Raw genomic sequence first — 25252 nt, 5'->3', positions numbered from 1 at the left:
ATCGTTTGAGACCATGAGACGAAGCCGTTCACTCTTGTTCATGCTTCTGATTCTCGGCTCGGTCGGATGCGACCATGCCACGAAGCAGCTCGCCCACGAGGCCCTTTCCGGCACTGCGCCGATCTCTCTGATCGGAGATGTCGTGCGCCTCGAACTCGCTGCAAACCCGGGTGCCTTTCTGAGCCTTGGTGCCGAGCTTCCACCCGCTGTGCGGAGCGTTCTGCTGGTGGGCGGCGTTCCCATCCTTCTTGCGCTCGTCTGCATCGCGGCCTTCCGCATGGGCCTGGCGTCCCCGGCGGCGTTCGCAGGGTTGGCCTTGATCACCGGAGGAGGCTTGGCAAATTGGCTCGATCGCATCCTCCGCGGTGGTGCGGTCACGGATTTCGTGAGCCTGGGCTTGCCCGGGCTGCGCACAGGAATCTTCAACCTTGCGGATGTCGTCATCGTCGCGGGCTTCCTGCTCTTTGCTTTCCAACCTCGAGACCATCGCGATGACACGCAGCCTACCGCGACATGATGCGTGTCCACGTCACCGACGAACGACGGGCCGGGCTCATCGAGGCTGTTCAGGGCTTCTTCGCGGATCGCTTCGATGAGGATCTCGGCGATCTCAAGGCCGGATTGATTCTGGATTTCTTCGTCCTACGCCTTGGTCCCCCGATCTACAATCAGGCGATCAGCGATGCGCACGAGTTCATTCACGAGAAGCTGGTCGATCTCGAGGGAGAGTTCTACGAACCGGACGAGGAGAGATCGTCGTCGCGATGAGCAGCAACGAGTTGGTGACCCATGAAGGGGGCTGTCATTGCGGCCGTGTCCGCTTCGAGGTCGAGGCGCCGGTGAATCTCGACCTTCATGAGTGCAATTGCTCGATCTGCAGCCGCCTTGGCTACCTCCATCTGACGGTCGCACGTTCGAATTTCAGGCTTCTCTCTGGCGAAGAGGCTCTGACGACTTACCGCTTCAACACCGGCACGGCCCAGCACTTCTTCTGCTCGGTGTGCGGGGTGAAATCCTTCTACATCCCGCGCTCCCACCCGAATGGCTACAGTGTGAACGCCCGGTGTCTCGAACCGGAGACGATCAAGAGCCGGAAGATCACGCCTTTCGATGGAAGCGACTGGGAAGCTCATATCGAGGAGCTTCCGTCGCTCGAAAGCTAGAAGCCTTTGCTGGAACGCATTCCCGAAAATCTGCTCGATCGTGTGGTCACAGGCACGAATCTCGTGCCGGGCCGGTTTCGAGAGCAATTGGTTGGGAGAACCCTGTTGGTCTTCCTGCGCCATTTCGGCTGCGTGTTCTGCCGCGAGACGGTGAGCGATCTTCGGGAAGCGGCGGAGGCCGATGAGAGCTTCCCCGATGTCATCTTCTTCGCTGAGGCGAGTCCGGTGGAATCCCGCGTCTTCCTGCGTCGGTATTGGCCTGGCGCACGGGCGATCTCGGATGTGGACGAGGTCTTCTACGATGGATTCGGGATCAAGCGGGCGAGCAAGTTCATGATCTTGAGCCCGCAGATGTTCGCGGCGAAACGTCGGGCGACCGCAAAGGGCCACGAGATGGGACCTCGTAGCGGAGACATCTGGCGAATGCCGGCTGCGTTCGTCGTGGAGGGTGACCGGATCTTGTGGGGCTACGAGCCGAAGCATCCCGGTGACCATCCGGATTTCGATTCGATCCCGGCGTTGCTCTCGGCATCAGCGAGTCGAGCATGATCTGGGCACTCGCAGTCGGCATTGCAGCGGTCGCAGCGCTCCTCTTGTCGCTGTACCAGGGCTTTCGCCCCGGAATCATCGTGGCGAAGCTGACGGCCGCGTCCTCATTCGTTTGGGCCTGCCTTGTCTGGGGCGGCATGGCCAGCACCTACGGACAGATCATCCTGGTGGGTCTCTTGCTCTGCTGGCTCGGAGATGCACTACTCCTTCCACCCGGGCAATCGCTGTGGTTCCGGCTGGGAATCGCCGCGTTCTTGTCAGGCCATCTGGCCTACGCCATCGCGTTCCTGCAAGGCCCGCTCTCGCTCGTGGGCTTGGCTGTCTCCGCGATCGCGCTCGGCGTGTTTGCTTTCCTCGTGCTTCGCTGGCTCGCTCCCCATGTGCCAGAAGAGTTCAAGATCCCGGTCATTGCCTACCTGGTCGTCATCTCGATGATGACCGTACTCGCGATCGGATCCTCCGTGGCCACGGGCCGGCCCGCTGCCGCGATTGGCGCAGTCGCTTTTGCGCTCTCGGATGTCTCGGTCTCGCGGGAGCGGTTCGTGGCGCCTGGTTTCGTGAACGGGGCATGGGGCCTGCCCGTCTACTTCGCCTCCCAGTTCGTGCTCGCATCGACGGTGCTCACTCCGCTTCAGTGAATCGCACGACCACGCACTCGCGGCTGGAAGTTGGATGCAGGCCTCGGGCTACGGCACCCAGACGTAGGTGACATCCGGCTCGCTCTCCGGGGGCGGGCTCGTTCCAAAGGCCACCGCGTGGAAGCCGCGACGTTCATAGAAAGCGCGTGCTCCCGAATTGCGAAGATGGGTGGAGAGAGTGAGGCACGTGGGCGAGAGCTGGCGCGCACGATCCAATAGAGTGGTGCCCACGCCCGTTCCCTGGCCGGGCGGATCCACATAGAGCTGTTCGATCTGCTCGCCGGCCAGCGCCAGAAATCCCAGCAGGGTGGAGCCATCTCGTGCGATCCAGATGTCGCATTCGTGGGCGATGACGTCCCGAAGGAATGCCAGGTCTTCCGTGGGCGTGTAGCCCATCCGAAGTTCCAACCAAGGCTGGGCGTCTTCGCGAGAACGACGCCATAACAATGCAAGCGCTTCGAGGTCCGAGTGCTGAAGGCTTTCAATCGTGCCGGGCACAGGGTCTCCTGGGTCAGGGCGCCACTGGAGCGCTTCCTGCCGGATGCGGCCTCCCCTTTTCGAGGGGAGGCCGACGGTCTCCAGCCGTTCGCGGATTTTCGCGTTCGAGCAACCAGCGTTTTCTCGTCGGCCCGCCAAGGTAGCCTCCTGGCGAGCCATCGGCGCCCACCACCCGATGGCAGGGAACCAGCAGGGGCACCGGATTCGTGGCGCAAGCCCGCCCCACGGCCCGAGCGCCGCCCGGTGTTCCCAGCATTCGGGCGAGTTCCTGGTAACTGCGTGTCTCGCCCGTCGGGATGTCGCAGAGGGCCTGCCACACGCGGTGCTGGAAGCGGCTGCCGCGGACGTCGAGCGGGATCGCGGTGGCCGGTGCGCGGCCGCCGAGGGTTTCACGCAGGATCCGTGTCCAGGGCTCGAGTTCGTCTTCGGCTTCGCGATAGGTGGCGGAAGGGAACTCCTGCTGCATCTGCTGGAGGAGTTCGGTGCGCGACTTCCCGAAGCGAACCAGACATACGCCGCGCGCGGTGGCGACGAGCAAGAGCTTGCCGAGTTCAGTGTCCAAGGTTGCATAGCGAAGAGAGGGTTCCATGGCTGCAGAATGCCCGAAGCCGATGAGAATCACTGGCGGTTTTCGGACCCGTCGTTCGGTGCCCGTCCGTCCCCGGCGAAGTACACTCGTGGCGTGAGCGGACCGCCTACCATCGAAACGCTCCAGCTCGAGCTGCGCGCCTATCGGCCGAGCGACGCGGAGCCGTTGTTCCAGATTCAGCGAGATCCCGATGCCATGCGATACACCTGGTGCGCGCCGAGCCTGGCGGAGGCCCAGCAGCGGCTCGAGGCCTACGCGGCGGGTTTTGCCAAGGATGGTTTCGCCCCGTGGACAGCGCTCTCCCGCCAGGAAGATCGGGTGGTCGGCTGGGGCGGACTCAATCGGGATCCAATGGATCCTGGCTGGGGCGTCGAGGTGAGCTACTTCGTAGCGCCTCACGCCTGGGGCAAGGGCTACGCCAGCGAGATCGTGGCAGCCTCCCTGGCCCTCGCATTCGGAGAGCTCGGCCTGCCGATGGTCGATGCCTTCGCGATGCCCGCGAATCATGCCTCGCTGCGGGTGCTCGAAAAGGCGGGCTTCCGGCTGGTAGGCTTCGTGCCTGAACTCGACCGCAATCGGTACCGTATCCGGGCTGCTTGACGTCGGCCCATCGGGCGCCATGTTTGGAGCCTGGCGCGCCTGGAAAGAGGTATGCATGGGATTCTTGATTCGAATGGCGATCACGGCCTTCGGCCTGTGGCTGGCTGCGCGTCTCGTTCCGGGCATCCAGATCACGCCTGACGCCACGCTTGCCCTGGCGGCCCTCCTGTTGGGTTTCGTGAATGCCTTCGTCCGGCCAATCGCCATCTTCCTGACCTTCCCGATCACCCTGGTGACGCTTGGTCTGTTCCTGTGGGTGGTGAACGCCGGAATGCTCGGGCTGGTGGCGTGGATGCTCCAGGATTTCCAGATCGCGAGTCTGGGAGCCGCATTGATCGGCTCCCTGGTCGTAAGCTTGACGAGCTGGATCGGTTCTTCTTTCATCGGCTCGAGCGGGCGTTACGAAGTGATGGTCGTTCGTCGGGGCTGAGCCCGGAGGAACACGTATGACGATCCGCGGGCCGCTCGATCACATGGATCTCTCGATTCGCGATCCAGAGCGCTCGATTCCGTTCTACGAAACGTTCTTCACCAGCCTTGGCTACGAGCGGCTTCGGATCGAGCATCCGGGTTTCGCCGGTGAGCGACCCGAGCGCGCCGCGTGGGCAACGCGAATGCCCGGCGGTGCGTGGTTCGGTATCGAGGTCCGGCCCGCCAGCGGCGAGAGCCGAGGCCAGCTTCATGATCGCTATGCGCCGGGCTTGCATCACATGGCATTCCACGCGGATTCGCGGGAGTGCGTGGACGGGGTCTTCCAGGCGATGCATGAGATGGGCGCAACCATCCTGGATCCGCCGGTCGACTACTCCGGCCAGGCGGGTTACAGCGAGGGCTACTACGCCGTCTTCTTTGCCGACCCAGACGGCATGAAGCTGGAAGTCGTCTACGCTCCACGGACCAATCCAGCATGAAGCACGACGAACACCAGAACTCGCTGGCCCCCCAGGAGACACAATGCCCATGCTCGTAGCCAGCACCGCCCTCTACGCAGCGCTTCTCGGTGGCTGAGGTGCGCATCGAATCGCTGAACCTCGGTGGTGTCGAGGCCGTGCGTTTCGCCGATGGTGGGGAAATCCAGAGCGCCATCCGCAAGCGCCCGCAGGCGCAGCCCGTTGCTCTTACGCTGGCGGGCCTGCCTGGCGATCAGGTGCACCATCACGGCCACGGAGGCCCGAACCGTGCGCTCCACGTCTACCCCATCGAGCACTACCCGGTGTTCGAGGAGATCGCGAGCCATTCCCTGCCCATTCCTTGTTTCGGCGAGAACATCACGCTTCGGGGAATGACCGAGGCGCAGGTTCGGGTCGGAGACGTATGGCAGATCGGTACCGCGCATCTCCAGGTGACGATGCCGACCGAGCGTTGTGCACACCCCGGGCGACTGGCTGGCGCGCCACTCATCATGAAGCGGGTCGTGCGCGATGCGCTCTGTGGATGGTACCTGCGCGTACTCGAACCCGGAGAGATCCAGGTCGGGGATGAAATCTCGCGCGTGGAGGTTGGCCAGGATGACGTGAGCCTCGTCGATCTCCATATCTGGATGCGCGACCACGCCGGGGATCTGGAGATCCTGGAACGGGTGCAGGCAATGCACGCGTTGGCGCCGGAGTGGAAAGAACGCATGGGCGTGCTCCACGCACGCCGCCGGCGAGCGTAGGCCTCGGATGGAATTCGAAGCCGCCACCTGGGCGCTCTTCGCTCTCTCTGCAGTGCTGGTGGGGGTGGGCCTGGCGGGCATGATGTTGCCCGTCATTCCCGGAGCACCTGTGCTGCTGGCTGGGCTGGTGATTGCGGCATGGGCCGAAGATTTCGCCTACGTGGGCTACGGGACGTTGACCGTGCTCGGCTTGCTCGTGCTTCTCACCTACGCGGTCGATTTGGCGGCGGGCGCCTTCGGCGCTCGGCGCTTCGGCGCGACGCAGCGTGGAATGGTAGGTGCGGCACTAGGTGCCTTGATCGGGCTCTTCTTCGGTATTCCGGGTATTCTGCTCGGGCCGTTCGTCGGCGCCGTATTGGGCGAGCTTTCGGGTCGGCGCCGCCTGGACGAAGCAGGGCGTGCCGGGATGGGCGCTTCCTTCGGGCTCGTCCTTGGAGCTGCTGCCAAGCTTGCCCTGGCGTTCTCGATGCTCGGCATCTTTGCAGCCGCTCGCATCCTGGGTGCTCTGTAGCCTGGAAGGCGTCGCAGGAGTGGTAAGCTCCCGCGATGACGTCCCCCCGCACCCTCGGTGCCATTCTTCACGAAGACTTCGAACTCCTGGATTTCTACGGTCCGTTGGAGATGTTCGGGTCCCTCGGTGCGGACGTACGTATCCTCACCGTCGCGGAGCGGACGGGTCCGGTGAAATCGACACCCGGTCCCTGCACGGTGGCAGAATATGATTTCGGCGATTGCCCGCCGTTGGATATCCTGCTTCTTCCAGGCGGGATCGGAACCGTGGCTCAACTCGCCAATCCGGCCATTCAAGATTTCCTACGCGAACGCTGTCCGAAGGCTGAGAAGGTGATGTCGGTCTGCTCGGGTTCGGCGTTGCTTGCGAAAGCCGGCGTACTCGATGGCCGACGCGCGACTTCCAACAAATTGTTCTTCGATCTTGCCCGCGGCCAGAGCGACGCGGTCGAGTGGGTCACGGAAGCGCGTTGGGTCGAGGACGGGCCCTTCGTCACGTCTTCGGGCGTTTCTGCAGGGACCGATATGTCGTTGGCCGTGATCGAGAAATTGTTCGGGAGAGATCGCGCTGAGCAGGTGGCGGTTCTGACCGAATACGAATGGCAGAATGATCCGAGCCGTGATCCCTTCGCGAAGTACCTGAACCGAGCCGGCGAGTTCCAGCTCACGTCCAACGGGAGCACAGGATCTTGAGCCCCACGCTTCAGCGTTTCGTTCGTTCCTGGCACTGGGTGTGGGTGATCGGAGGAGGGCTGATTCTCGGTTTGTCTGCTTGGCATCGAGATGCTCGCCCCTTGCTGGTCATCTTCTGGTGGATGGGCTTCGTCTTGCTGTTCGTGATCCTGCTCGTTGGAGTGTTCGGGGCCATCGCGATGATGGTGCACGGCATTCGGCAGAATCTCTCGAGGCGAAGCCGCCGCGTTCGAAACGACTGAGAAGGCGCCGCTCTCCAGCTATGCGTGCCCCATCGATGGACGCGCTGACCGTGTGCTCAGGCTTGTTCCGCCAGGATGACCGTCCAGCCCGATCCAAAGCGCGCGAGGACGCGGCGGGACGCATCGGCCTGGTCTGCGGCCTGCACGTACAGCTTGCGGGTGCGCGGGCCGCCGTCCTGACGCACGCGCATGAGAAAGGTTTTTTCGGGCGAATCAGAGGCCGCTTCGTTTGCAGTGGCCGCCGCGCGTGGGGCCGTGTTCGGTAGAGCACCTGTCAAGAATTCGAAGTACGACGACGGTGCGCTGCGGATCGCCAGCCCCATTCCACCCTTCACGATCGTTCGCAGATGAGAGGCAACCTTTCGGCGCCAAACGACCTTGGCATCGATCGCGATCGGCTCAGCCGTATGGGCCGGGCTCAGGCGAATCGTGACCTGGTCGCCGGGCTGGGCCGTGGCGCCCGTTTGAACGAACAGACCGGCCTGGGAGACATTCAGCACGACGGCTGCCGTCGATTCTCCAGATACGGTGACCCGGCAGGGGACCCGCTTCTTGAACCTCGGATAGCGTTGGGCTTCGACCCCCATCTCCCTCACCTCCTGGGGGAGTCTTCGGAGGGCTCGGGTGGGGTCTTGAGTTCCACTGGAAAACTCCCCCAAGCGTTTTCGGGCCTCTGGCCGGGCGCGGCGACGAATGGCATGCTGCCTACAGCATGCGGCCCCTTCCCATCATTCTCCTGGTGCTCGCTCTCGTCCTTCCTGCGTGTGGGCTCGTCGCCCCGGGTCCCGACCGGGTTGCAGAGAACTTCTGGCAGGCGCTCGCTGACGGCGAGATCGAGGATGCCAAGGCCCTGTCGACCGAAGTGGATCTTCGCCGTCTCGGGCGCCTGGCGGATCGTCACGAGATCAAGGATGTGGAGGTTGGCCCGGTCCTCACCCGCGACGACGCGGCGGAAGTGGAGACCACCCTCATCCGCGAATCCGGTGCGACCGTGATTTTCGCTACCCAGCTACGCCGCTACGACGGGGGCTGGCGAGTGGACGCAGCTGCCACGAGCCGGGGACTCCGAGAGGCCATCGTCGAGGATTCCCTCGCCGACCTCCGCGACGCCTTCAACGACAGTGCCGGCGCGATTGGGGAAGCCGTGGAGCAGGGGCTCGAGGAAGCAGCGACTGCCATTCGTGAGGCGTTGGGAGAGAGCGAAAGGGCAGACCGCCCTTCCACGCCTTAGTCGCAATCCATGCCGACGGTCTTCACCCATGCGTTGGTCGGCGGGCTGCTCGTAGGGCCGACGCGGGTCGAGTTGTCTCGGGCGAGGCTGTTCTGTTTCCTCGCAGCGGTCTCGGTGTTGCCCGATATCGACGTACTGGCTTTCGTCGTTGGAATTCCATACGCCCACCCGCTCGGTCATCGAGGCATCACGCATTCGATTCCTTTTGGGTTGGCGCTTGCGCCCCTGGCGACGAGCCTGGTGTTCCCTCGTGTGCGCCGTTTCGGTTCGAGCTGGTGGCGAATCACGGCGGCGGCAGCTCTGGCTTGCATCTCCCACGGCTTTCTCGACGCCTTCACCGATGGCGGAAAGGGAGTGGGTTTTTTCATCCCGTTCGATGCGGAGCGCATCTTCTTTCCGTGGCGCCCGCTCATCGTGTCGCCGATCGGCGTCGGATCGTTCGTGGATCGCGCCGGAGTCGTCTTGTGGCGCGAGGTGCAATGGGTGTGGCTTCCCGCCTTGACGTTGGCGGGCGCGTGGCAGTTCAGCCGGAGAACGCGTTCTCGGAGCTGACGGCTTTTCCCGTTCTGTTGCGCCCGTTCTCTTTGGCATCGTAGAGGGAAACATCCGCCGCGCGGATCACGGAGGAGATGTCGACGTTCCCCGTTTCCGGGCCGATGACATGCACGCCAAGACTCACGGTCATGACAGCGTGGCTCGAGAGCTCATGCGGAATCTGCAGGGCCTCTACTGCGCCGCGAATGCGTTCGGCGGCTTCGACAGCGCTGTCCTCATCGGTTTCGGGAAGTGTGACGACGAACTCTTCACCACCGAAGCGGAAGAGGACATCGCAGGACCGAATCGCACTTTGCACGGCTGAAACCATGTCGCCCAATGCAGCGTCTGCTTCGGAGTGCCCGTAGTGGTCGTTGAACGACTTGAAGTCGTCGATGTCGAGCATCAGGACTGCAAACCCTCGCCCGAAATGTTCCGAAAGATCCTTGAGACGGGTGAGGTGCTGATCCATGGCCCGACGGTTGCCTGTGCCGAGCATCGGATCGATCATGGACATGTGCTCCAGCCGTTCATTCGCGAGCCTCAGCTCCTCTGTGCGCTCGCAGACATAGACCTCCAATTGATCTCGGTCGGCTCGAAGCGCCTGGGTCTGCGCGTCTATCAGATCCGATTGGGTCAGGATTCCGACCAACCGCCCATCGTCATCGACGACCAACAGGCGCCGAATTCTTCGCCGGTGCTGGAGGCGAATCGCGGCATCGACCGAGGCATGGGCATGGATCGTGATCGGTGGGCCGGACATCACCCCTCGCGCCGTGGCAGGAAAGGACTCCCCGTTCAGTTTCTTCGCGAGAAGGCAGAGGATGTCACGTTCACTGATCACGCCAACGGGGAGCCCGCCCTCGACGACTGGAACACAGGACAGCCGCCCATCGCGCATCCGATCCAGAACACTGACGAGGGAATCGTCTGGGGCGATACTCACGAAATCCTGCGCGATCACGCTTCCGATCGTCCTGTCTTTCACTCGCTGGGATCCTCCGAACTTCCAAGTTTCGATTGGCGATGGCGCCGGGATTCCTCCCGGTAGATCCACCGCCTGAGCGCTGCCTGTTCCTCGGGGGTGGCACCGACGAACTCAAAACCCAAAACGCGCCCTCTTCCTTTTGGCTGAACGCGTACGACCTTCGCGCCGATCCGGAAGACCCCTCGGCCTGGTAGCTGGAAGCCGCAATGCACGTCATCTCCCGAGGAGAGGGATGAGACACCCCGGGCTGCGGCGCCGCCTGCGCTGACGTCGACCATCTTCAGCTTCTCGACGCTGGCGGATTCGCTGCCCTCCGGAGGGCGTTCTACCTCGAGCTGAACACCGTGTGTCGTGAGGCGGACCTCGGTCCGGCGCTGGCTACGTCGCCACTCGCCGATCCGGCGCAACGCAAGTGTCTCCGGTGGTACGAGTTCTACGCGTGCGGGCGCCTGATACTGAGCATCTCCGGGTACCACGTACAGCATATCCAACTGTTCGCCGGGTCGACCCGGCTCATCGACACCGCTGATCCAGATCAAACCGTCGCTCACCCGGACGACGATCGTCGCACGGGGAACCCCGTCAGAATCCCCGATCAGGAGCAGTCGACTCCCGGTCGACAGTGTCGGCAACACGGTGTCCACGAAGATTGGTTCGGCGGTCGAAGCTTCGAAGTTGATCGGGGGATCAATGCAAAGCGAAGTGAAGCGAAAGCCCGAGGGTGAATGGAACCAAGCGGCAGATTTCTCCATTCGCGGCATTCGAGTTGAAATGTAGGGCTGCGTTCTGGGAGCCTCCGCCCATGACGGAGCGCGATCCGTGGATAGAACGGGCATCGATCTTGCGTTCGTCTTGCACATTCGCGAGCGCCGAAGTGCCGACGCACGTGGATTCAGAAGAGCCGATTGGCAGGAGGGAACGTGCATCAGATTCTTCTCACAGGCGGTACCGGATCATTTGGGCACGCGTTCGTACGCAGAATGCTCGCCGAGCGAGACGATTGCATGATTCGGATCTACAGCCGGGACGAGCTGAAGCAGGTCGAGATGCTTCGTCGTTTCGGGGATGACGAGCGGTTGCGGTTCTTCATCGGAGATATCCGGGATCGCGTCAGGCTTCGCAGAGCCATGAGCGGCGTGGACGCGGTGGTTCATGCTGCAGCGATGAAGCAGGTGCCGGTCTGCGAATACAATCCGGCCGAGGCCGTCAAGACGAATGTGATGGGCGGGATGAACATCCTGGAGTGCAGCCTGGACGCAGGCGTGCCGAAGGCGATCGCGCTCTCTACGGACAAGGCCGTCAATCCGGTCAACATCTACGGTGCCACCAAGCTCTGTATGGAGAAGCTGTTCATCCACGGCAACGCCTATGCCGGTGGGACGGATACGCGCTTCGCGGTCGTGCGCTACGGCAATGTCGTGGGAAGCCGCGGCAGCGTCATTCCTCTCTTTCTGGAGCAGGCGGATACGGGCGTCATGACCCTCACGGATGTGCGCATGACCCGGTTCTGGATTTCGCTCGAGCAGGCCGTGGATCTGGTCCTCCAGGCCCTGGGCGATATGCAGGGAGAAGAGATCTTCGTTCCGAAGATTCCCAGCATGCGAATTCTCGACCTTGCCAAAGCCATCCGCCCGGATGCGCTGATCAAGGAAATCGGCATCCGTCCCGGAGAGAAGCTTCACGAGGTACTGCTCACCGAGGACGAAGCTCGTGACTCACGGGAGTTCGATACCCATTTCGTGATTGGCGGAGATCCCAAGGGGGGGCGCGAGATTCCGGAGGGTCTGGTCTATTCGAGCGATCAGAACTCGCTCTGGCTCACGGTTGATCGACTCGCGGAGTTGATCCAGACATGGAAGGCCGATCGTGGCTGAGGTTGGCGATCGGCCGGATCTTCCGTACACCCGTCACACGCTGACCGAGGACGATCTACAGGCCGTTCGGAGGGCGCTCCAGAGCGGGTCCATTGCCCAGGGCCCGATCGCTCAGGATTTCGAAGCGGGAATCGCCGATCTAGCCGGTACCCGTCACGGGGTGGCGACCTCGAGTGGGACCACCGCCTTGGAGATGGCGCTCGCAGCGTTGGGTGTCGGCCCCGGAGATCAAGTGGTCGTTCCGACGCTTACCTTCGTTGCGACTGCCAATGCGGTCCGTTCCTTCGGAGCGACGCCTGTCTTTGCGGACGTGGATCCGATCACTCTCAATCTCTCCGCGGAAACATTGGCACCTTGTGTCAACGAGCGAACCGCTGGCGCCATCCCGGTGCACTTCGCCGGAAACCCCGCGGACGTGCCTGCACTGCGCACGGTGCTGGGTAGCGAACGCTTCGTGCTCGAAGACGCCGCACATGCTCTTGGCGCTACGCTAGGTGGGCGCGCAGTGGGATCACTCGGTGACGCAGCATGTTTCTCGTTTCATCCGGCCAAGCTCATCGCTACCGGTGAAGGCGGCGCGATGACGACGGACTCCAGCTTCTTGAATGGTCGCGCTCGCATGTTTCGTGAACATGGTCTCGTACGTGACCCGGCGCTCTTCGAGGGATTCGATTTTCCGAGCGATCTGGAGGCCGATGCACTTGGCCCATGGGTCTACGAACAGCAGGGTTGCGGCTCCAACCACAGGATGTCCGAAATGCAGGCTGCCCTCGGACGCAGCCAGCTGACCCGCGCTGCAGATCTGCTCCGGCGGCGTCGCGTTCTTGCCGAGGCGTATCATGATGCGTTGGCTCCGCTGGAAGGTGTCGCATGCCCGCAAGAAACTGCCGGCGCTCGCTCTGCATGGCATCTCTATCCCATCCGGATCACCGCCAGGAAGAGCGGCCGCGGGAAGGTCTACCAGCGCCTGCGCGCCGTCGGCATCGGTGTTCAGGTCCACTACATCCCGGTCCACCTCCAACCGTACTACCGGCACGCTCTCGGTTCGGCGTACGGAGATTGTCCCGCCGCGGAAGCGGCGTATCTGCAGCTCCTCTCCCTGCCCCTCTTTCCAGACATGAGCGAAGAGGACACCTACCGGGTGGTCGACGCACTGCGCTGTGCCTTGGAAGTGAGGGAAGGATGAGCACTGCGATGCCGGATCTCCGCCAGCGCGCGCTCCGAACGAATGTGGCACGCCTCCGGAGCCGCCAACCTGCCTTGGCCCAGGCCATCCTGGACGCAGATGAGGGCGGCGTCGAGGTGGTCGATGGGCCGAAGGGCATCCACACCGTTTCCGACCAGGGCACGCTTCTCGCGTCGGCCTATGACCCGGCCCGGGAGGGCGCACGCCTGGCGGCGGATATGGCGGATGCACCCGCGGACCTGCTGATCGCTGTGGGCTTCGGCCTGGGCCATCACATCGAGGCTTTTCGTGCGCGCAATCCCTGCCCGGTCATCGTCTACGAGCCCAAGCTCGCACGCTTGCGGGCCGCGCTCTCCGCGCGTCCCGACCTGAAGCTCCTCGACGAGGACGACGTCCACTTGACGGACGATCCCGAGGAACTGAGGAACCTGATCGCTGCTCGCTACACGTCGGGCCTGCGAATCAAGGTCTTTCCGCATCCATCGCTTCTGCGCCTGTCACCCGACGCGGTTCGCGAGGCAATCGAGCGGGTTGCTCGGGTGAAGGACTCGATCGATCTCGTCTCCAACACACGTCGGGTGATGATGGCGGATTGGGCTCGCGGTACGATCGCCAATGCCCGCCACTTGATCGGCAATCCAAGCATCTCGAGCCTGGCGGGTTCGTTGGCCGGTGCACCCGCGGTCGTCTGTGCCGCCGGGCCCTCGCTCGACCAGCAGCTTCCAAAGCTCGCGGCGGTACGCGATCGCGTCATCGTGATCGCCATCGGTCAGAGCCTTCGCAGCCTTCGCAGGGCAGGCATCGAGCCGGATTTCGTTCACGTGGTCGAGAGTCAGGACGTTGCCCACCAGCTCACCGAGGCGGGCGATATCGGGAATGTCCAACTCGTTCTGCCGCCCCAGGCACATCCTTCGCTTTTTTCGCTTCCCGTCCAGCAGCATTGGGTCGCCTTCCAATCTACGAATCCGTTTGGATGTTGGATCGCACATCAGCTCGGCGAACGCGATTTCCTGCCTTCTTCCGGAACCGTCGCCCAATGCGGCCTGCATCTGGCCCGTGTGCTCGGTTGCAATCCGGTGGCATTGATCGGGCAGGATCTGGCCTTCACGGGCGGCAGGCTCTACGCGGATGGATCCGCCTATCATGATGTCGGTTTTCGCACGCTCGAGGACGGCAGCTATGAGTACACCAATCTTCGAGGAAAACTCGAAGCTCTAGGTCGAGCGAATCCACAACAGAAGATGGGGGGTGAGCTCATCTGGGTCGAAGGATGGGACGGAGACCCGGTGCCCACGAATAAGGCCTACGCTTCCTTCCTCGATCACTACAGGGATATCAGTCCCTTCTTCGCCGGCCAGGGCGTGACCCTGGTGAACTGCACCGAGGGCGGCGCCCGGATCCCAGGCCTGATCCACTCTCCGTTCCAGCAGTTCCTGGATGAATACGCCCGCAAGCGATGCCACGTTGCCGGGGTGCTTTCGGAAGTGTCGAATAGCTTCCTTCCTGCATCGGTGGCCAGTTTCGATGCCGCGTTCGTGAACGTTCGTCGTGAGCTTCGGGAACTCGACCGGGAGTGTGGTCGGGGTCTCGACCGCGCCCGAAAGGCACGTCGTGAAATCGGGCGCGGAGCCGAAGGCTCGCGTCAAGTGGAGCTTCTCCGTCTCGTCGCGAAGAGCGAAAGGAAGATCGAAAAGTTGGTCTCCCAGATCATGCTCCTGGATGCGGTGGTCCAGAGAGAACTGCATGAGGTACGCCGGGAGCTGGGCAAGCTCAGTTCCGTCAAACCCGATCCCGAAATGATCACTTCGGAAGCAGAACTCCTGCTCGAAGCCACCCAGAAAGCCATTCGCCGCACGGCCGACCTGATCGACATCCTGGAACGCGAGATCACCGACATCGAATGAGTCAACCAGCGGGGACGGAGTTTACAATTGACTTTCCTCTGAAAAGTCAATTGTAAACTCCGTCCCCGCTGGTTGACTCATTGCTCGAAGGCTTGCTTGGAATAGCTGAAGCTCGTGTCGTTCTGGTTTCGGCGGCGGGCTTCCGCAGATTTCGGCGTGTGCTTCTTGTAGCCGCCGGTGCGAATGAATTGATCGTCTGAGAGGCCCAGGTCCAGTCGATCGTTCAGTCTCGAACAGCCGGCCTGGATCTCATCGAGGATCTGCTGGTCTTCGAGTTCGGTCATGTTCAGGCAGATGTCCTGTCGCTCGGTGATGGAATCCAGGTAGGCATCCTCATCTCGGATGAGGCCCTGGCGCAGGGCGTAGGTGTACATCTCCGTGTCCGGTAGCGGCAGCAGAAAACCGACGCTGGGGTAGACCCCGTTTCGTTCGCACAGGTCGAAGGTTTCGCGAATCGTGTCGAGGGTTTCGATCGGGTATCCGAGCACGACGCTCGTATTCGACGTGATCCCGGCCTGCCGCAGGATGCGGACCTGCTCCTCGAAATACTCGACGCGGACACGCTTGTTCATCATCTCGAGGATCCCGGCATTCCCAGATTCGAGCGAGTAGCCGAGCGTTCGGCATCCGGCCTCACGGAATTTTTCGGCGACGGCCAGCCTGCGCTCGAAAGGGATCTCGGGATTCCCGAACAGATCCGTACGCACGGAAGCACTCCAGGCAAAACGAAGGCCCGAGTCGAGAATGGCGTCGATCATCTTCTCGGCCTGGGAGAGCTTGTAGAATGTGAGATCGTCCCAGAAGTTGATGTAGTTCGCGCCGTAGCGCTCGATGTTCCGGCGGACCTCCTGGAGGATTCCTTCCGCGCAGCGGTGCCGATAGGGATCGTGCTTGTAGACGATGTGACAGAACGTGCATTTGAAGACACAGCCGCGAGCCGTAGCCACGGGCATCGTTCGCCAGGTCTCCGGGCCCTCGCCGATTCCCCAGGCCGAGGGGGCATCGGTCTGGCCAAAGTAGGTACCGATCTCGAAGAGGTCCCAATCGGGCATCGGAAACTGGTCGACACGCGCCGCTCGTCGCCGCGGCGTGTGGACGGGTTTGCCACCTGCACCGCGGAGCACGATGCCCTCGACTTCCTCTAGAGAGCTTCCATTGTGGAGCGCGTCAAGCACGGCGACGGTCGTCAGCTCGCCCTCACCCACGACCACGACATCCGCTTCGGAGTTGCGCAAGAAGAGTTCCGGCACGGAGCCTGCGACGGAGTTGCCTACGATCTGCTTCGCATGAGGCGCATTCTTCCTCGCCATCCGCGTGAACGCCTTCATCCACTTATAGTGCGTAACGATCGAGCCGGTGAGAATCGCGTCCCAGCGGTCCTCGGCGAGGAATCTTTCCACCTCCGCATCAGCCTGGTCGTGCAGGCCGATGTCCAGCACCTCCACGTCGTAACCCGCTTCACGAACCGTCGTCATCACGTAGGCCAGGCCCACCGGGAGGTATCGTGTCGAGTGGCCGGGCCGCAGGTTCGGATTCACGAAGAGAAGACGCATGGAATGTTCCTCACCACTGATAGGGTGTCTGGGGTACGTGCGCGTTCCAGCCGACCCATTCTGGGTGGGCCGAAAGACATCGCTCGATGGCATCGAAGCCGAAGGCCGGATCGCGTTCGTGGAGTTCGTCGAAGACTGCGGAAACGAGCCGGTAGTCGTCGGCAGTATCGACAGCCAATCTCCAGGCACGTCGGTCGGGGCTCCGATCGAGGAAGGCTACGGCGCCGTGCGCCGAGCCCCGCCACAACCACGGCGTGACATGTTCGCGTTCATAGGGGTCCCGGGCTTCGCGATCGGCATGTAGAAGCGCATCGCCGGCGATGGCTTCGGCATCCAACCCGATCGGAAATCCCGATTCGAGGGCGGTCGAAGCCAGAACGACCTGGAGGTGCGAACGCATCTCCAGCACCGAGGCTCCAACAGCCGGATCGTAGAGCGGGCAGTCGGACGTCACGCGGAGCACGACCGACGCCCCGGTCTCCCGGATCGCGATCGCCGTACGCGCGAGTACGTCGTCCTCCGGGCCCCGGACGAGACGAACCCCCGGATGCAGGGCGACCACATCGGCAACAGGATTCTGGACCTCTCCATCCGGAATGGCTACGCAGATCTCGTCGACGCCCGGGGTTCGTGCCACGCGTTCGATCACGCGAGAGAGGAGAGGCGCACCTGCCAGCGGCAAGCAGACCTTTCCCGGTAGGCGCGTGGAGGTTGCCCGTGCCTGCAGGATGGCGACGACGGGCCCGCTCATGATGGCTCCCCGAGCTGCTCCCAGGCGAGGGGTTCCCCGCGCTTCAAGGCACGCAATGCGGGGCGTCCCAATACGTTCTCGAGATGACGCGGCTCCAGGCCAAGCGCAGGCCGGATGGCCCGAATGGTTTCGCGGGTGATCCGGTCGCCCGCGGCCACATCGCGCACGATGTACAGGGAGCGCCGATAGATCCGGCTGCTGTCTTCGCTAGGTGCGCTCGCACAGTGGCCGGTGCCCAGGCCGCTCCACGCTTCTCTCACGTCGCGAACCATCGTTGCAAACTCGTCAGGCTCGAGGCTGAAACCCGCGTCGGGCCCACCATCGGCCCGACAGAGCGTGAGATGCTTTTCGATCACGCTTGCACCAAGGGCGACTGCGGCGACCGGCGCAGCGGCCGTCAGGCTATGATCCGAGAGGCCCGTGACGACGTCGAACTCGGCGGCGAGCGTAGCGACGCGGCGAAGATTCATTTCGTCGGGTGGAGTCGGGTAGCCGCTCACGCAATGCAGCAAGGCGAGGTCCGAGGCACCCGCATTTCGCGCGACATCGAGAGCGCGCTGGATATCGTCCTGCTGGGCCATTCCGGTGGAAAGGATGAGTGGCTTTCCCGTGTCGGCCGAGCGAGCAATCAGCTCATGGTCGCCGAGCTCGAAGGACGCAATCTTGTAGGCAGGTGCGTCCAGGCTCTCCAGGAAATCGACAGCGGCAGGGTCGAAGGGCGAGCTGAAGACCGCCATGCCCAGCCTGCGTGCCCGTTCAAAGAGTTCGAGATGCCAAGCGGCGGGAGTCTCCGCTTCAGCGTAGAGCTCGAAGAGGTTCCGTCCACTCCAAGGTCCCTCTTTGATCGAGAAGCCCGGCCCTGCAAGATCCAGCGTCATGCTGTCCGCGGTGTAGGTCTGAAGCTTGATCGCGTCCGCTCCGACACCGTGGGCCGCATCGACGATGGCGAGGGCGCGGTCGAGCCGGCCAAGGTGGTTGGCGGAAAGTTCCGCAACCACATACGGGGGAGCGTTGCCTCCGATCGCACGCCCTTCGAGATGAAAGCCGTTCACGGTGCAGCACCGAGTGGTCGAGCAGGGCGACGCCCACGCCGCAGGATGTCGAGCGCCCCCGGTCCTTCATTGAACAGCAGATCGATGGCACTGGCCTGGGCAACAAAGCCGTCGCAGCTCTGCCTGTACACGGGCAGCTCGAAGGATTGGATCGAAACGTCGATTCCGCGGCCGCGGAACGGCTCCTGGTCTTCGGGGAGGTATGCCTCGGTACCCGGGGCAGAAACGTATTGGTCGGCTCCGAGTTCCTGGCAGAGCGCGGCCAACCGCTCGCCGCGGCGACTCCCGGCTTTGAGTCGGGAAGAGAGGTGGGTTGGGACCTCGATGGCGAATTCGCCAAAGAGCCATTCTATGAGGGCCAGGTTCAGTTCCGCGAGCCCAGTCCAACCTTCGGGCCGAGACAAGATGGCTTCGAGCCTGGGGCAGTACTCGTCGAAGAACGGCGCCTTCGCGTAGGCATGTGCCAACGCGCGCAGATGTTTGCGCCAGAAGTCGGGGCGCTCGATCTCGACATCCCGGATCGTCTGGCCGCGCAGGCCTTTTACCCGAACCGGAACCGTGAGCCATTGCAGGGCTCCGGCCGCGACGATTCGATTGCGCTGCTGCCAGCTGCGATGCGCAAAGCTGGCGTCATCGAGGAAGACGAAGACATCTACCTGATCGGCGAGATCGAGGTATCCAGACCAGGGCAGGTAGGTTGGCTGCATGATGGCCAAACGCATCAGCGGTTCGCTCCGGAGAGCCGTTCTTCGATGGCTGCCGCAACGCGATCGGCGCCGCGTCCATCGAACAGGCGCATGCCCGAAGCCGCCAACGCCTCGGCCTGCCGAACATCCGAGAGGAGCTCTCCGACGCGAAGCCAGGTTTCTTCCGGGGCGCCGCGTGGATCGAGCCCGCAAAGAGCGTCCAGCTCATCCAACCAGGCGATTTCCTCGACGAGGTCCCTTTCGTTCGGAAACGCTACGCATGGGGTACCGAGTGCCAGAACCTCCGGCACGATCATGCCTCCGGTGACGACGGCGACGGAAGCCGTGGCTAGCCGGTTGGCGAGGGCAGAGCCCGAGAGGTTGCAGCCGAGCCAGTGGCCTCCTTCTTCGCAGAGAATCCGGAGCCGGTCGTGTTCTGCGAACGAGGCTCCGACGACGACGTCGATGGATGGTTGGCCGGAAATCCCAGACGCAACCTCGAGTACGCCTATCAACCAACGCGCAGCGTTGCCTCCCGAGCCAGCCGCTAGAAGCAATCCGGGCTTGGATCGTTCATCCCTGATCCGTCGTTCCTTCGAGAAGGCCGGACGCAAGAGAGCGTACTGGGGCCCACACAACCGAAGGACGCCTTCACCGAGCTTCGGGTAGGCGTAGCGAGAAGGGGGGCCACCACCGGCGACCACGATATCCGCGGAAGCAATGTCGCCCCCATCGTCGATCACCACCTTCAGCCCCGGGATTTCGAGGTCCGCGACACGGGGGTTCGGATGATCGATGATGGTGACGCTGGCCTCGGCGGCGAGCTCAGCAAATCGTTCGGACGGCTCGATTTCTGCGTTGGGGAAGAGTGATCGCAGCTCCGCCCCTTCGCCCACGACGATCAGCGGCTCGTCCGAAGCCAGTGCATCGACCAGGGCAGCCGACCTCACGGCGTGGCCCCGGCCGATCTCGGCATTTGCCTCCACCCGGAGGAGGATCTTTCGCGCCTCACGGAGCATCACGTCATCGCACCGCCGTCACCAACCAATCATCGTCGATGAAGTGACCGTCCTGGCGGCTGACGCTGCGGCGGTTCACCTCGATACGATGAAAGGGCTCGAAAAGCCGCCTCAATGTCGGCTCTTCGAGAAAGGTGAGTTCGAGGCCCGCCTCGGCATCCGCGGGTGTGCCATCTAGAGCATTGATTCGGCAGCGCTCCGGGCCTGTCGGCGTTCCAAAGCCTCTACGCCAATCCGCGGTCGTTCGAGTAAAGCAGAGGAAGCGCCCGCCGGGCTTCAATGAATCGGCGACGCGCGCGATGGATGCGCCGATCCGCTCGAGAGGCGCATAGCAGTACACGCTGTACGAGAGCACGGCGTCGAAGAAGCCAGGAGGAAAGTCGAACGTATCGACGGCTGCTAGCTGGGCATCGATCTGGAGGCCCTCCGAAGCGGCGCGTTGTGTCGTCGCGTCGAGTCCTTTCTGGGAGAGATCTACGACGGACGTCTCGAAACCCTCCTGTGCGAGGAAGATCGCGTGCCGGCCAGCCCCGCAGCCCAGGTCGAGGGCACGTGCCGTTCCATCTTCCCGCCCGGGAAACGAAGTGAGTGCCCAACGCACGACGGCTTCATCCGGGTAGCGCGGGCAATATCGTTGCTTCGCGTGGAGATCGTTCCAACGCATTCGGAGTTCCGTCTGGCTGTTCATGCGTTCTGCACCGGTGTGCATTCTTTCCGCCTTGCTTTCAAATTGAAACGTCGCGGTTTCGATCGGGAACCCGAGCGACCCTCTCCTTGGCGCAAAGGCCAAGGGAAGGCTGCGAAGAGACACAAGAGCAAGACCCGTGCCCTGGCGCGCCGCTTGCATCTTCGTCCGGCTACGCCAGCAAGAAAACTGCGGCAAGGAGGTTCCATGCGCTTGATCCAGGACGGCCAGGAGGCGGAAGTCGAAGGCAAGTTTTCGAACGCGGAAGCCCTGCTTCTCCCGTTCCTGGCTCCGTCCGAGGCCGAGGCTCGGGTCGTGCTCCGCTTGTCTCTCGACGGGGAGGAAGTACCCGCATTAGAACTCGGAGATCTCTCCGAGGTCGCTCTGGGCGAATGCGAGCGGGTCGAAGTCGAGACGGCATCGGTCCGCGACGTGGCATGGAAGAGCCTGGCGAGCGCCGGGGAGTACGCGGATCGCGTCCGCGATGCGCTCCTCGAGACGGCGCAGCTGATGCGAGCGGATCGGCCGGAGGTGGCGAGCGATCATTTCGTCGAGGCCATCGACGCCATGTCGGTCTTGTTGTTCACACTTCAAGCAGCTGCGGAGCATCTCGGGCCGAAGGCGCAACCCGTGGAGGAGATCGGGATTCGGGTGCAGCCCTGGTTGGATTCCGTAGCGGATGCCCAGCAAGCCCAGGACTGGATTCGTGTCGCGGACTACCTGGAATACGAGATCGCGCCCGTGCTAGGCGAGACTCGGGGCAAGATCGCCACGATCGATCACCCCGATGCTCTGGGGTAGACGCCCCGGGCAGGATTCCATGCTTCCCCGGATCGATCTGCGACGCGGAAGATCCGATATCTGCGTAGAGGTGCGGTAGCAGGAGCGGGCTCCGCGCACGGGTAATCGAAGTGGATTTCGCTCCGGTGGGCTGTGATGGATCTTGCAACGCTGATCGGAATCGTCCTTGGCATCGGCCTGATCATAGGGGCGATGCTGCTAGGCGGTTCGATCATGGCGTTCGTGAACGCGCCAGGCCTCTTGATCGTGGTTGGCGGTACGATTGCCGCCACACTGATCAATGAATCGATGGGCCTGGTCGCTGGTGCGGCGAAGGTCTATGTCCAGGCGTTCTTCGAAAAAGCGCCTTCCGCGACCGAGCTGATCGACAAGGTGGTGGACCTGGCAGCGAAGGCTCGCAAGGAAGGGCTCGTTTCGCTGGAGGGCGAGGATATCCCGGATCCGTTCCTGGCTCGCGGGGTCCAGCTGGGCGTGGATGGTCTCGCACCGGAGATCATCAACGGAATCCTCGAGGGCGAGCTCAAGACGTTGAAGAGCCGCCATGGTCGCTCTCAGGCCGTCTTCAAATTCATGGCCTCGACCGCACCGGCCATGGGGATGATCGGAACGCTGATCGGCCTCGTACAGATGCTCCAGGCGATGGAAGATCCCGCCGCGATCGGCCCCGCCATGGCCGTCGCGCTGCTCACGACATTGTATGGCGCCATTCTCGCATTCGTCCTGTTCGCGCCCATTGCTTCGAAGCTCGAGACACGTACGAAGAGCGAAGTCGCTCACAAGACGCTCGCCATCATCGGTGTCGAATCCATCTTGAAGGGCGACAACTCGATGGTCATCCAGTCGAAGCTCGATGCCTACCTGTCGCCAGCGGATCGGGAAGCGAAGGCCGCTGAGAAATGAGCGACGACGAAGACGCCTATGAGGAGCCGACGGCCCCAGCTTGGATGGCGACCTTCGGCGACTTGATGAGCCTCCTGCTCACCTTCTTCATCCTGTTGCTCTCGTTCGCCAGCATGGACGCTCAACGCTTCGCTGAGGTCAGCGGCTCCGTGCGAGATGCTTTCGGAGTCCAGTTGGTGGTCCCAGGGAAGTTCGAGGCCATGGCGGACGACATGATCAGCCTCAACGATCGCCCGATGTCCTCGCATCTCAGCGTCATCGACGCCAAGACACGCCAGCAAATCGCGACCAAGAGGCTTGCCCAGCGCATCAAGGCCAGCATCGCGGCGAAACGCATGGATCGTCTGATCGAAGTGGACGAGACGGCCAGGGGCGTCGTGATCCGTGTTCCCGGAGAGTTGATGTTCACTTCCGGCTCCACCGAGCTCCGGGTCGAATCCCTGGTCTTTCTCCAGGAAGTGGCCAGCCTCATCAACGGCACGCCCGATACCGTCGCGATCGAGGGCCACACGGATTCCTCGCCCTCTTCCTCGACCACCAACAACTGGCAGATCTCGACGTCTCGCGCGGTAGCGACACTCGAATTTCTCGTGGACGTGGCTCGGGTGGATCCGGCTCGTCTGCAGGTCACCGGCTTCGCCGATACCAGGCCCATCGCCTCGAACGAAGATGCCGAAGGCCGAGCAAGGAACCGCCGCGTGGAGTTCACCTTCCTCCACAATCAGGAGCCGACGGGCGGTTAGGGGGAAATTCTTTCCGCCCGACCTTTCTCCTTGAAACACCTGAAACGATTGGCTGAAAAGGGGCGAAAGGCCAACAAAAGGCCTCTCCCGAGATCCAGTCAGGACGGAAAAGTCCAAGAATATCGTCAAGGTGGCCCGTTCCCCCGCCGATCCATGAGCCCATGATCGCAGCCGGCACTGTCTCTGCCGCCGGCAGTTATTCGCGGAAACGCGAGCGGGGTGGCTCCAAAATGAACGGACGGTGGGAAGAAAAGGACAGGCGGCAAGTGAACGCATCGCTGCCGACTGTATTGGTCGTCGACGACGAGCCTTTGGTGCGCCGCGCCCTCGCGCGGGCATTGAAACGACTCGACGTTCGACCGATCGAAGCCGGCGACATGGCCCAGGCCATGGCCTTGCTTCACGCCGAGCGCATTCAGGGCGTGATCGCCGACCAGCGGCTCACGACCGGCTCCGGCGTGGAGTTGCTCACGACCGTGCGGGATACCTGGCCGGAGATCAGTCGCGTGCTGATCACTGGCTCGGATGATCCGCATATTGCCCAGCTTGCCATCAATCAGGCCGGCGTTTCCTATTTCCTGGGCAAGCCCTGGGACGCGGAAGCGCTGGAAGAGGTCGTCGCCCGGCTGCCCAAGATCATCGAGGAGCCGGAGCCGACCCGAACGTTGCCAACCTCGACCGGTTGGAAACATCGCTTCCCCGGAATCATCGGCGAATCCCTGGCCATGCGAGAGCTTCTCGAACTGGTCCGCAAGGTCGCCGAGACCGACAGCACGGCTTTGATCACCGGCGAAACCGGAACCGGAAAGGAACTGATCGGGCGAGCGATTCACGACGCGAGTCGCCGTGGCGAGAGGGTCTTTTCGGCCGTGAACTCCGCAGCATTTCCCGAAACGCTTCTGGAGAGTGAGCTCTTCGGACACCGCCGCGGAGCGTTCACCGGAGCTTCTTCGAACAGCAAGGGCCTTTTCGAGCACGCCGATCGAGGCACCGTCTTCCTGGACGAAGTAGCAGAGATGCCGCTCTCCATGCAGGCGAAACTACTGCGCTTCCTGCAGACCGGTGAAATCCGGCCCGTGGGCGAGGAGGTCACGCGTTATGTCGATGTCCGGCTCGTCACGGCCACCAACAAGGATCTCGAAACCGAGGTAGCCGAAGGTCGCTTCCGAGAAGACCTCTACTACCGCCTTGCCGTGATTCCGGTGCATGTTCCGCCGCTTCGCGAGCGATTGGAAGATATTCCGCTTCTGGCACGACACTTCCTCGGCCAGATGGCGGACAAGACCAGCTTCCCGGTCGAGGATATCGACGACGCCGCGATGGATCGGCTCGCGGGATATCGATGGCCGGGCAACGTGCGAGAGCTCGAGAACGCGATCGAGCGCGCCGTTGCATTGTGTCGCACGGGTCGGATCGAGGTGGATGACCTTCCGCTTCATGTTCGCGAGCCGAAGCGGCTCGTCCTGGATACGGGAATCCAGAGCCTTCCAGGTATCGAGCGCCGCCACATCCTGGAGACACTCGACAAGGTCGGATGGAATCGGAAGCGAGCCGCTGAGCTGCTGCAGATCTCAACGACGACTCTGTGGCGACGCCTGAAAGAATTCGGAATCGAGAGCGACGCCCACGTGCGCGCCAGCCGCTTGCCGTTGAACGGTTGAAGTGATCGGACGGTAGGGAGAAAGCATGGCAGACGAAGAAACCGACGAGACGACCGTAGAGGGCGACGGCGAAAAAGCCGGCAAGCCCTGGTTGCTGATCATCATCGCAGCATTGGTTGCATTGGGGATCGGTGCGGGCGGGACGTTCTTCATGTTGGGTGGCAACGAGCCGGCCGCGAGCGGGACCGAAGTCGCATCAGAAGACGGAGAACCCGAACCCATCGAGCCCGACATCGAGTTCAAGGAGCGTGTCTTCTCCCTGGATCCCTTCGTCGTGAATGTCACCGGCGAGGGCTATCCGCGATATCTGAAGATGCAGGTTGCCTTCGAGATGAACACCTCTGAGGGAAAGCTGGAGATCGAAAGCCGGGTAGCCCAGGTGCGAGACACGACCATCTTGTTGCTTTCCAGCAAACGCCTCTCCGACATCAGCGATTTCGAGGGCAAGGCGTTGCTGAAAGACGATCTACGGGATCGGGTGAATTCCCTGCTCAAGAATGGGCGGGTCGAATCCGTGCTCTTCACCGAGTTCGTGGTGCAATAGA

At 62.7% G+C, this 25252-nt stretch carries 33 protein-coding genes; 22 read left to right on the top strand and 11 right to left on the bottom strand.

The window, feature by feature from the left end:
• Positions 1–13: 13 nt before the first annotated feature.
• Genes GY937_02855 through GY937_02835 form a run of 5 tightly spaced genes read left to right on the top strand, consistent with a single transcriptional unit; the run spans position 14 to position 2350 of the window.
• Entirely contained in the window at positions 14–517 is a 504-nt protein-coding gene (locus GY937_02855) for a signal peptidase II (protein MCP5055646.1), read from the top strand.
• Positions 517–768: a DUF2164 domain-containing protein gene (locus tag GY937_02850; GenBank protein ID MCP5055645.1), complete on the top strand. Its 252-nt coding sequence runs from the start codon at positions 517–519 to the stop codon at positions 766–768. Before GY937_02855 ends, GY937_02850 begins: the two co-directional genes overlap by 1 nt.
• On the top strand, positions 765–1163 hold the full coding sequence (locus GY937_02845; protein MCP5055644.1) for a GFA family protein: 399 nt from the start codon (positions 765–767) through the stop codon (positions 1161–1163). Before GY937_02850 ends, GY937_02845 begins: the two co-directional genes overlap by 4 nt.
• A 6-nt stretch (positions 1164–1169) precedes the next feature.
• Positions 1170–1712, top strand: coding sequence for a hypothetical protein (locus tag GY937_02840; protein ID MCP5055643.1), 543 nt, complete (start codon positions 1170–1172; stop codon positions 1710–1712).
• Entirely contained in the window at positions 1709–2350 is a 642-nt protein-coding gene (locus tag GY937_02835; GenBank protein MCP5055642.1) for a lysoplasmalogenase, read from the top strand. The genes GY937_02840 and GY937_02835 overlap by 4 nt, the downstream gene beginning before the upstream one ends.
• Before the next feature lie 48 nt (positions 2351–2398).
• Here GY937_02835 and GY937_02830 read toward each other — a convergent pair whose 3' ends face one another.
• Positions 2399–2848, bottom strand: a complete 450-nt coding sequence (locus tag GY937_02830; protein ID MCP5055641.1) for a GNAT family N-acetyltransferase — start codon at positions 2846–2848, stop codon at positions 2399–2401.
• Between the two features lie 13 nt (positions 2849–2861).
• A complete protein-coding gene (locus GY937_02825) occupies positions 2862–3437 on the bottom strand; it encodes a methylated-DNA--[protein]-cysteine S-methyltransferase (GenBank protein MCP5055640.1) in 576 nt (191 codons plus the stop codon).
• Positions 3438–3530: 93 nt separating this feature from the next.
• Between GY937_02825 and GY937_02820 the strand changes: the two genes are divergently transcribed.
• From GY937_02820 to GY937_02790, 7 genes are all read left to right on the top strand, one after another.
• Positions 3531–4037, top strand: a complete 507-nt coding sequence (locus tag GY937_02820) for a GNAT family N-acetyltransferase (protein MCP5055639.1) — start codon at positions 3531–3533, stop codon at positions 4035–4037.
• Between the two features lie 55 nt (positions 4038–4092).
• Positions 4093–4467 (top strand): phage holin family protein, encoded by a 375-nt coding sequence (locus GY937_02815; protein ID MCP5055638.1) that lies wholly within the window; start codon positions 4093–4095, stop codon positions 4465–4467.
• 16 nt (positions 4468–4483) lie between these two features.
• On the top strand, positions 4484–4948 hold the full coding sequence (locus GY937_02810) for a bleomycin resistance protein (protein MCP5055637.1): 465 nt from the start codon (positions 4484–4486) through the stop codon (positions 4946–4948).
• Between the two features lie 89 nt (positions 4949–5037).
• Positions 5038–5694, top strand: coding sequence for an MOSC domain-containing protein (locus tag GY937_02805; protein ID MCP5055636.1), 657 nt, complete (start codon positions 5038–5040; stop codon positions 5692–5694).
• A 7-nt stretch (positions 5695–5701) separates the two neighbouring features.
• The gene (locus tag GY937_02800; GenBank protein MCP5055635.1) at positions 5702–6205 is read left to right on the top strand and encodes a DUF456 domain-containing protein; all 504 of its coding nucleotides are present in this window, start codon (positions 5702–5704) and stop codon (positions 6203–6205) included.
• A 35-nt stretch (positions 6206–6240) separates the two neighbouring features.
• Complete coding sequence (locus GY937_02795) at positions 6241–6897, top strand: DJ-1/PfpI family protein (GenBank protein MCP5055634.1); 657 nt, start codon at positions 6241–6243, stop codon at positions 6895–6897.
• On the top strand, positions 6894–7139 hold the full coding sequence (locus GY937_02790) for a hypothetical protein (GenBank protein ID MCP5055633.1): 246 nt from the start codon (positions 6894–6896) through the stop codon (positions 7137–7139). Before GY937_02795 ends, GY937_02790 begins: the two co-directional genes overlap by 4 nt.
• A 56-nt stretch (positions 7140–7195) precedes the next feature.
• Here the strand turns inward: GY937_02790 and GY937_02785 are convergent, their stop codons facing one another.
• Entirely contained in the window at positions 7196–7726 is a 531-nt protein-coding gene (locus tag GY937_02785) for a PilZ domain-containing protein (GenBank protein MCP5055632.1), read from the bottom strand.
• A 125-nt stretch (positions 7727–7851) separates the two neighbouring features.
• Here GY937_02785 and GY937_02780 point away from each other — a divergent pair, with 125 nt between their 5' ends.
• Together GY937_02780 and GY937_02775 are read left to right on the top strand one after the other, a co-directional pair.
• Positions 7852–8370 (top strand): hypothetical protein, encoded by a 519-nt coding sequence (locus GY937_02780; protein MCP5055631.1) that lies wholly within the window; start codon positions 7852–7854, stop codon positions 8368–8370.
• A 9-nt stretch (positions 8371–8379) separates the two neighbouring features.
• Positions 8380–8922 (top strand): metal-dependent hydrolase, encoded by a 543-nt coding sequence (locus tag GY937_02775; GenBank protein ID MCP5055630.1) that lies wholly within the window; start codon positions 8380–8382, stop codon positions 8920–8922.
• Here GY937_02775 and GY937_02770 read toward each other — a convergent pair.
• Together GY937_02770 and GY937_02765 are read right to left on the bottom strand one after the other, a co-directional pair.
• Positions 8894–9892, bottom strand: coding sequence for a diguanylate cyclase (locus GY937_02770; GenBank protein ID MCP5055629.1), 999 nt, complete (start codon positions 9890–9892; stop codon positions 8894–8896). The two genes, GY937_02775 and GY937_02770, sit on opposite strands and share 29 nt — an antisense overlap.
• The gene (locus GY937_02765) at positions 9889–10536 is read right to left on the bottom strand and encodes a PilZ domain-containing protein (GenBank protein MCP5055628.1); all 648 of its coding nucleotides are present in this window, start codon (positions 10534–10536) and stop codon (positions 9889–9891) included. The genes GY937_02770 and GY937_02765 overlap by 4 nt, the downstream gene beginning before the upstream one ends.
• A gap of 261 nt (positions 10537–10797) precedes the next feature.
• Here GY937_02765 and pseB point away from each other — a divergent pair, with 261 nt between their 5' ends.
• From pseB to GY937_02750, 3 genes are read left to right on the top strand one after another with little or no spacing between them, the layout of a single operon-like run.
• Entirely contained in the window at positions 10798–11766 is a 969-nt protein-coding gene (gene pseB, locus GY937_02760; protein ID MCP5055627.1) for a UDP-N-acetylglucosamine 4,6-dehydratase (inverting), read from the top strand.
• On the top strand, positions 11759–12952 hold the full coding sequence (locus GY937_02755) for a DegT/DnrJ/EryC1/StrS family aminotransferase (GenBank protein ID MCP5055626.1): 1194 nt from the start codon (positions 11759–11761) through the stop codon (positions 12950–12952). The genes pseB and GY937_02755 overlap by 8 nt, the downstream gene beginning before the upstream one ends.
• A complete protein-coding gene (locus tag GY937_02750; protein ID MCP5055625.1) occupies positions 12949–14856 on the top strand; it encodes a motility associated factor glycosyltransferase family protein in 1908 nt (635 codons plus the stop codon). The genes GY937_02755 and GY937_02750 overlap by 4 nt, the downstream gene beginning before the upstream one ends.
• A gap of 77 nt (positions 14857–14933) precedes the next feature.
• On the opposite strand, the gene GY937_02745 is transcribed toward GY937_02750, so the two are convergent.
• The 6 genes from GY937_02745 to GY937_02720 are packed head-to-tail and all read right to left on the bottom strand — an operon-like array spanning position 14934 to position 20626.
• Positions 14934–16409 (bottom strand): B12-binding domain-containing radical SAM protein, encoded by a 1476-nt coding sequence (locus tag GY937_02745; protein ID MCP5055624.1) that lies wholly within the window; start codon positions 16407–16409, stop codon positions 14934–14936.
• A gap of 10 nt (positions 16410–16419) precedes the next feature.
• Positions 16420–17160, bottom strand: a complete 741-nt coding sequence (locus tag GY937_02740; protein ID MCP5055623.1) for an NTP transferase domain-containing protein — start codon at positions 17158–17160, stop codon at positions 16420–16422.
• The gene (gene pseI, locus GY937_02735) at positions 17157–18212 is read right to left on the bottom strand and encodes a pseudaminic acid synthase (protein ID MCP5055622.1); all 1056 of its coding nucleotides are present in this window, start codon (positions 18210–18212) and stop codon (positions 17157–17159) included. Before pseI ends, GY937_02740 begins: the two co-directional genes overlap by 4 nt.
• On the bottom strand, positions 18209–18934 hold the full coding sequence (locus GY937_02730) for a WbqC family protein (protein ID MCP5055621.1): 726 nt from the start codon (positions 18932–18934) through the stop codon (positions 18209–18211). The genes pseI and GY937_02730 overlap by 4 nt, the downstream gene beginning before the upstream one ends.
• The gene (locus GY937_02725) at positions 18934–19920 is read right to left on the bottom strand and encodes a hypothetical protein (protein MCP5055620.1); all 987 of its coding nucleotides are present in this window, start codon (positions 19918–19920) and stop codon (positions 18934–18936) included. The genes GY937_02730 and GY937_02725 overlap by 1 nt, the downstream gene beginning before the upstream one ends.
• Before the next feature lies 1 nt (position 19921).
• Positions 19922–20626, bottom strand: a complete 705-nt coding sequence (locus GY937_02720) for a class I SAM-dependent methyltransferase (protein MCP5055619.1) — start codon at positions 20624–20626, stop codon at positions 19922–19924.
• Between the two features lie 183 nt (positions 20627–20809).
• Here GY937_02720 and GY937_02715 point away from each other — a divergent pair, with 183 nt between their 5' ends.
• The 5 genes from GY937_02715 to GY937_02695 all read left to right on the top strand — a co-directional run bounded on the left by GY937_02715 (position 20810) and on the right by GY937_02695 (position 25251).
• Positions 20810–21403, top strand: a complete 594-nt coding sequence (locus GY937_02715) for a hypothetical protein (GenBank protein MCP5055618.1) — start codon at positions 20810–20812, stop codon at positions 21401–21403.
• A 135-nt stretch (positions 21404–21538) separates the two neighbouring features.
• Complete coding sequence (locus GY937_02710) at positions 21539–22303, top strand: motility protein A (GenBank protein MCP5055617.1); 765 nt, start codon at positions 21539–21541, stop codon at positions 22301–22303.
• Positions 22300–23046 carry a flagellar motor protein MotB gene (locus GY937_02705; protein MCP5055616.1) on the top strand — a complete coding sequence of 249 codons (747 nt, stop codon included), beginning with the start codon at positions 22300–22302 and terminating at the stop codon, positions 23044–23046. The genes GY937_02710 and GY937_02705 overlap by 4 nt, the downstream gene beginning before the upstream one ends.
• Before the next feature lie 266 nt (positions 23047–23312).
• Positions 23313–24707 (top strand): sigma-54-dependent Fis family transcriptional regulator, encoded by a 1395-nt coding sequence (locus tag GY937_02700; GenBank protein ID MCP5055615.1) that lies wholly within the window; start codon positions 23313–23315, stop codon positions 24705–24707.
• 25 nt (positions 24708–24732) lie between these two features.
• Positions 24733–25251 carry a hypothetical protein gene (locus GY937_02695; GenBank protein ID MCP5055614.1) on the top strand — a complete coding sequence of 173 codons (519 nt, stop codon included), beginning with the start codon at positions 24733–24735 and terminating at the stop codon, positions 25249–25251.
• Position 25252: the final 1 nt, after the last annotated feature.

Source organism: bacterium (genome assembly GCA_024228115.1).
Classification (GTDB): domain Bacteria; phylum Myxococcota_A; class UBA9160; order UBA9160; family UBA6930.
Note: the sequence above shows the minus strand (reverse complement) of the source record. Positions and strands in the feature narration are given on the sequence as shown.

What these genes read in the sequence shown, in the direction of transcription:
- GY937_02855 (MCP5055646.1), top strand. Translation starts at nt 14, where the DNA reads ATGAGACGAAGCCGTTCACTCTTGTTCATGCTTCTGATTCTCGGCTCG.
- GY937_02850 (MCP5055645.1), top strand. Translation starts at nt 517, where the DNA reads ATGCGTGTCCACGTCACCGACGAACGACGGGCCGGGCTCATCGAGGCT.
- GY937_02845 (MCP5055644.1), top strand. Translation starts at nt 765, where the DNA reads ATGAGCAGCAACGAGTTGGTGACCCATGAAGGGGGCTGTCATTGCGGC.
- GY937_02835 (MCP5055642.1), top strand. Translation starts at nt 1,709, where the DNA reads ATGATCTGGGCACTCGCAGTCGGCATTGCAGCGGTCGCAGCGCTCCTC.
- GY937_02825 (MCP5055640.1), bottom strand. Translation starts at nt 3,437, where the DNA reads ATGGAACCCTCTCTTCGCTATGCAACCTTGGACACTGAACTCGGCAAG.
- GY937_02815 (MCP5055638.1), top strand. Translation starts at nt 4,093, where the DNA reads ATGGGATTCTTGATTCGAATGGCGATCACGGCCTTCGGCCTGTGGCTG.
- GY937_02810 (MCP5055637.1), top strand. Translation starts at nt 4,484, where the DNA reads ATGACGATCCGCGGGCCGCTCGATCACATGGATCTCTCGATTCGCGAT.
- GY937_02800 (MCP5055635.1), top strand. Translation starts at nt 5,702, where the DNA reads ATGGAATTCGAAGCCGCCACCTGGGCGCTCTTCGCTCTCTCTGCAGTG.
- GY937_02795 (MCP5055634.1), top strand. Translation starts at nt 6,241, where the DNA reads ATGACGTCCCCCCGCACCCTCGGTGCCATTCTTCACGAAGACTTCGAA.
- GY937_02785 (MCP5055632.1), bottom strand. Translation starts at nt 7,726, where the DNA reads ATGGGGGTCGAAGCCCAACGCTATCCGAGGTTCAAGAAGCGGGTCCCC.
- GY937_02780 (MCP5055631.1), top strand. Translation starts at nt 7,852, where the DNA reads ATGCGGCCCCTTCCCATCATTCTCCTGGTGCTCGCTCTCGTCCTTCCT.
- GY937_02775 (MCP5055630.1), top strand. Translation starts at nt 8,380, where the DNA reads ATGCCGACGGTCTTCACCCATGCGTTGGTCGGCGGGCTGCTCGTAGGG.
- GY937_02750 (MCP5055625.1), top strand. Translation starts at nt 12,949, where the DNA reads ATGAGCACTGCGATGCCGGATCTCCGCCAGCGCGCGCTCCGAACGAAT.
- GY937_02745 (MCP5055624.1), bottom strand. Translation starts at nt 16,409, where the DNA reads ATGCGTCTTCTCTTCGTGAATCCGAACCTGCGGCCCGGCCACTCGACA.
- GY937_02740 (MCP5055623.1), bottom strand. Translation starts at nt 17,160, where the DNA reads ATGAGCGGGCCCGTCGTCGCCATCCTGCAGGCACGGGCAACCTCCACG.
- GY937_02730 (MCP5055621.1), bottom strand. Translation starts at nt 18,934, where the DNA reads ATGCGTTTGGCCATCATGCAGCCAACCTACCTGCCCTGGTCTGGATAC.
- GY937_02720 (MCP5055619.1), bottom strand. Translation starts at nt 20,626, where the DNA reads ATGCACACCGGTGCAGAACGCATGAACAGCCAGACGGAACTCCGAATG.
- GY937_02715 (MCP5055618.1), top strand. Translation starts at nt 20,810, where the DNA reads ATGCGCTTGATCCAGGACGGCCAGGAGGCGGAAGTCGAAGGCAAGTTT.
- GY937_02710 (MCP5055617.1), top strand. Translation starts at nt 21,539, where the DNA reads ATGGATCTTGCAACGCTGATCGGAATCGTCCTTGGCATCGGCCTGATC.
- GY937_02705 (MCP5055616.1), top strand. Translation starts at nt 22,300, where the DNA reads ATGAGCGACGACGAAGACGCCTATGAGGAGCCGACGGCCCCAGCTTGG.
- GY937_02695 (MCP5055614.1), top strand. Translation starts at nt 24,733, where the DNA reads ATGGCAGACGAAGAAACCGACGAGACGACCGTAGAGGGCGACGGCGAA.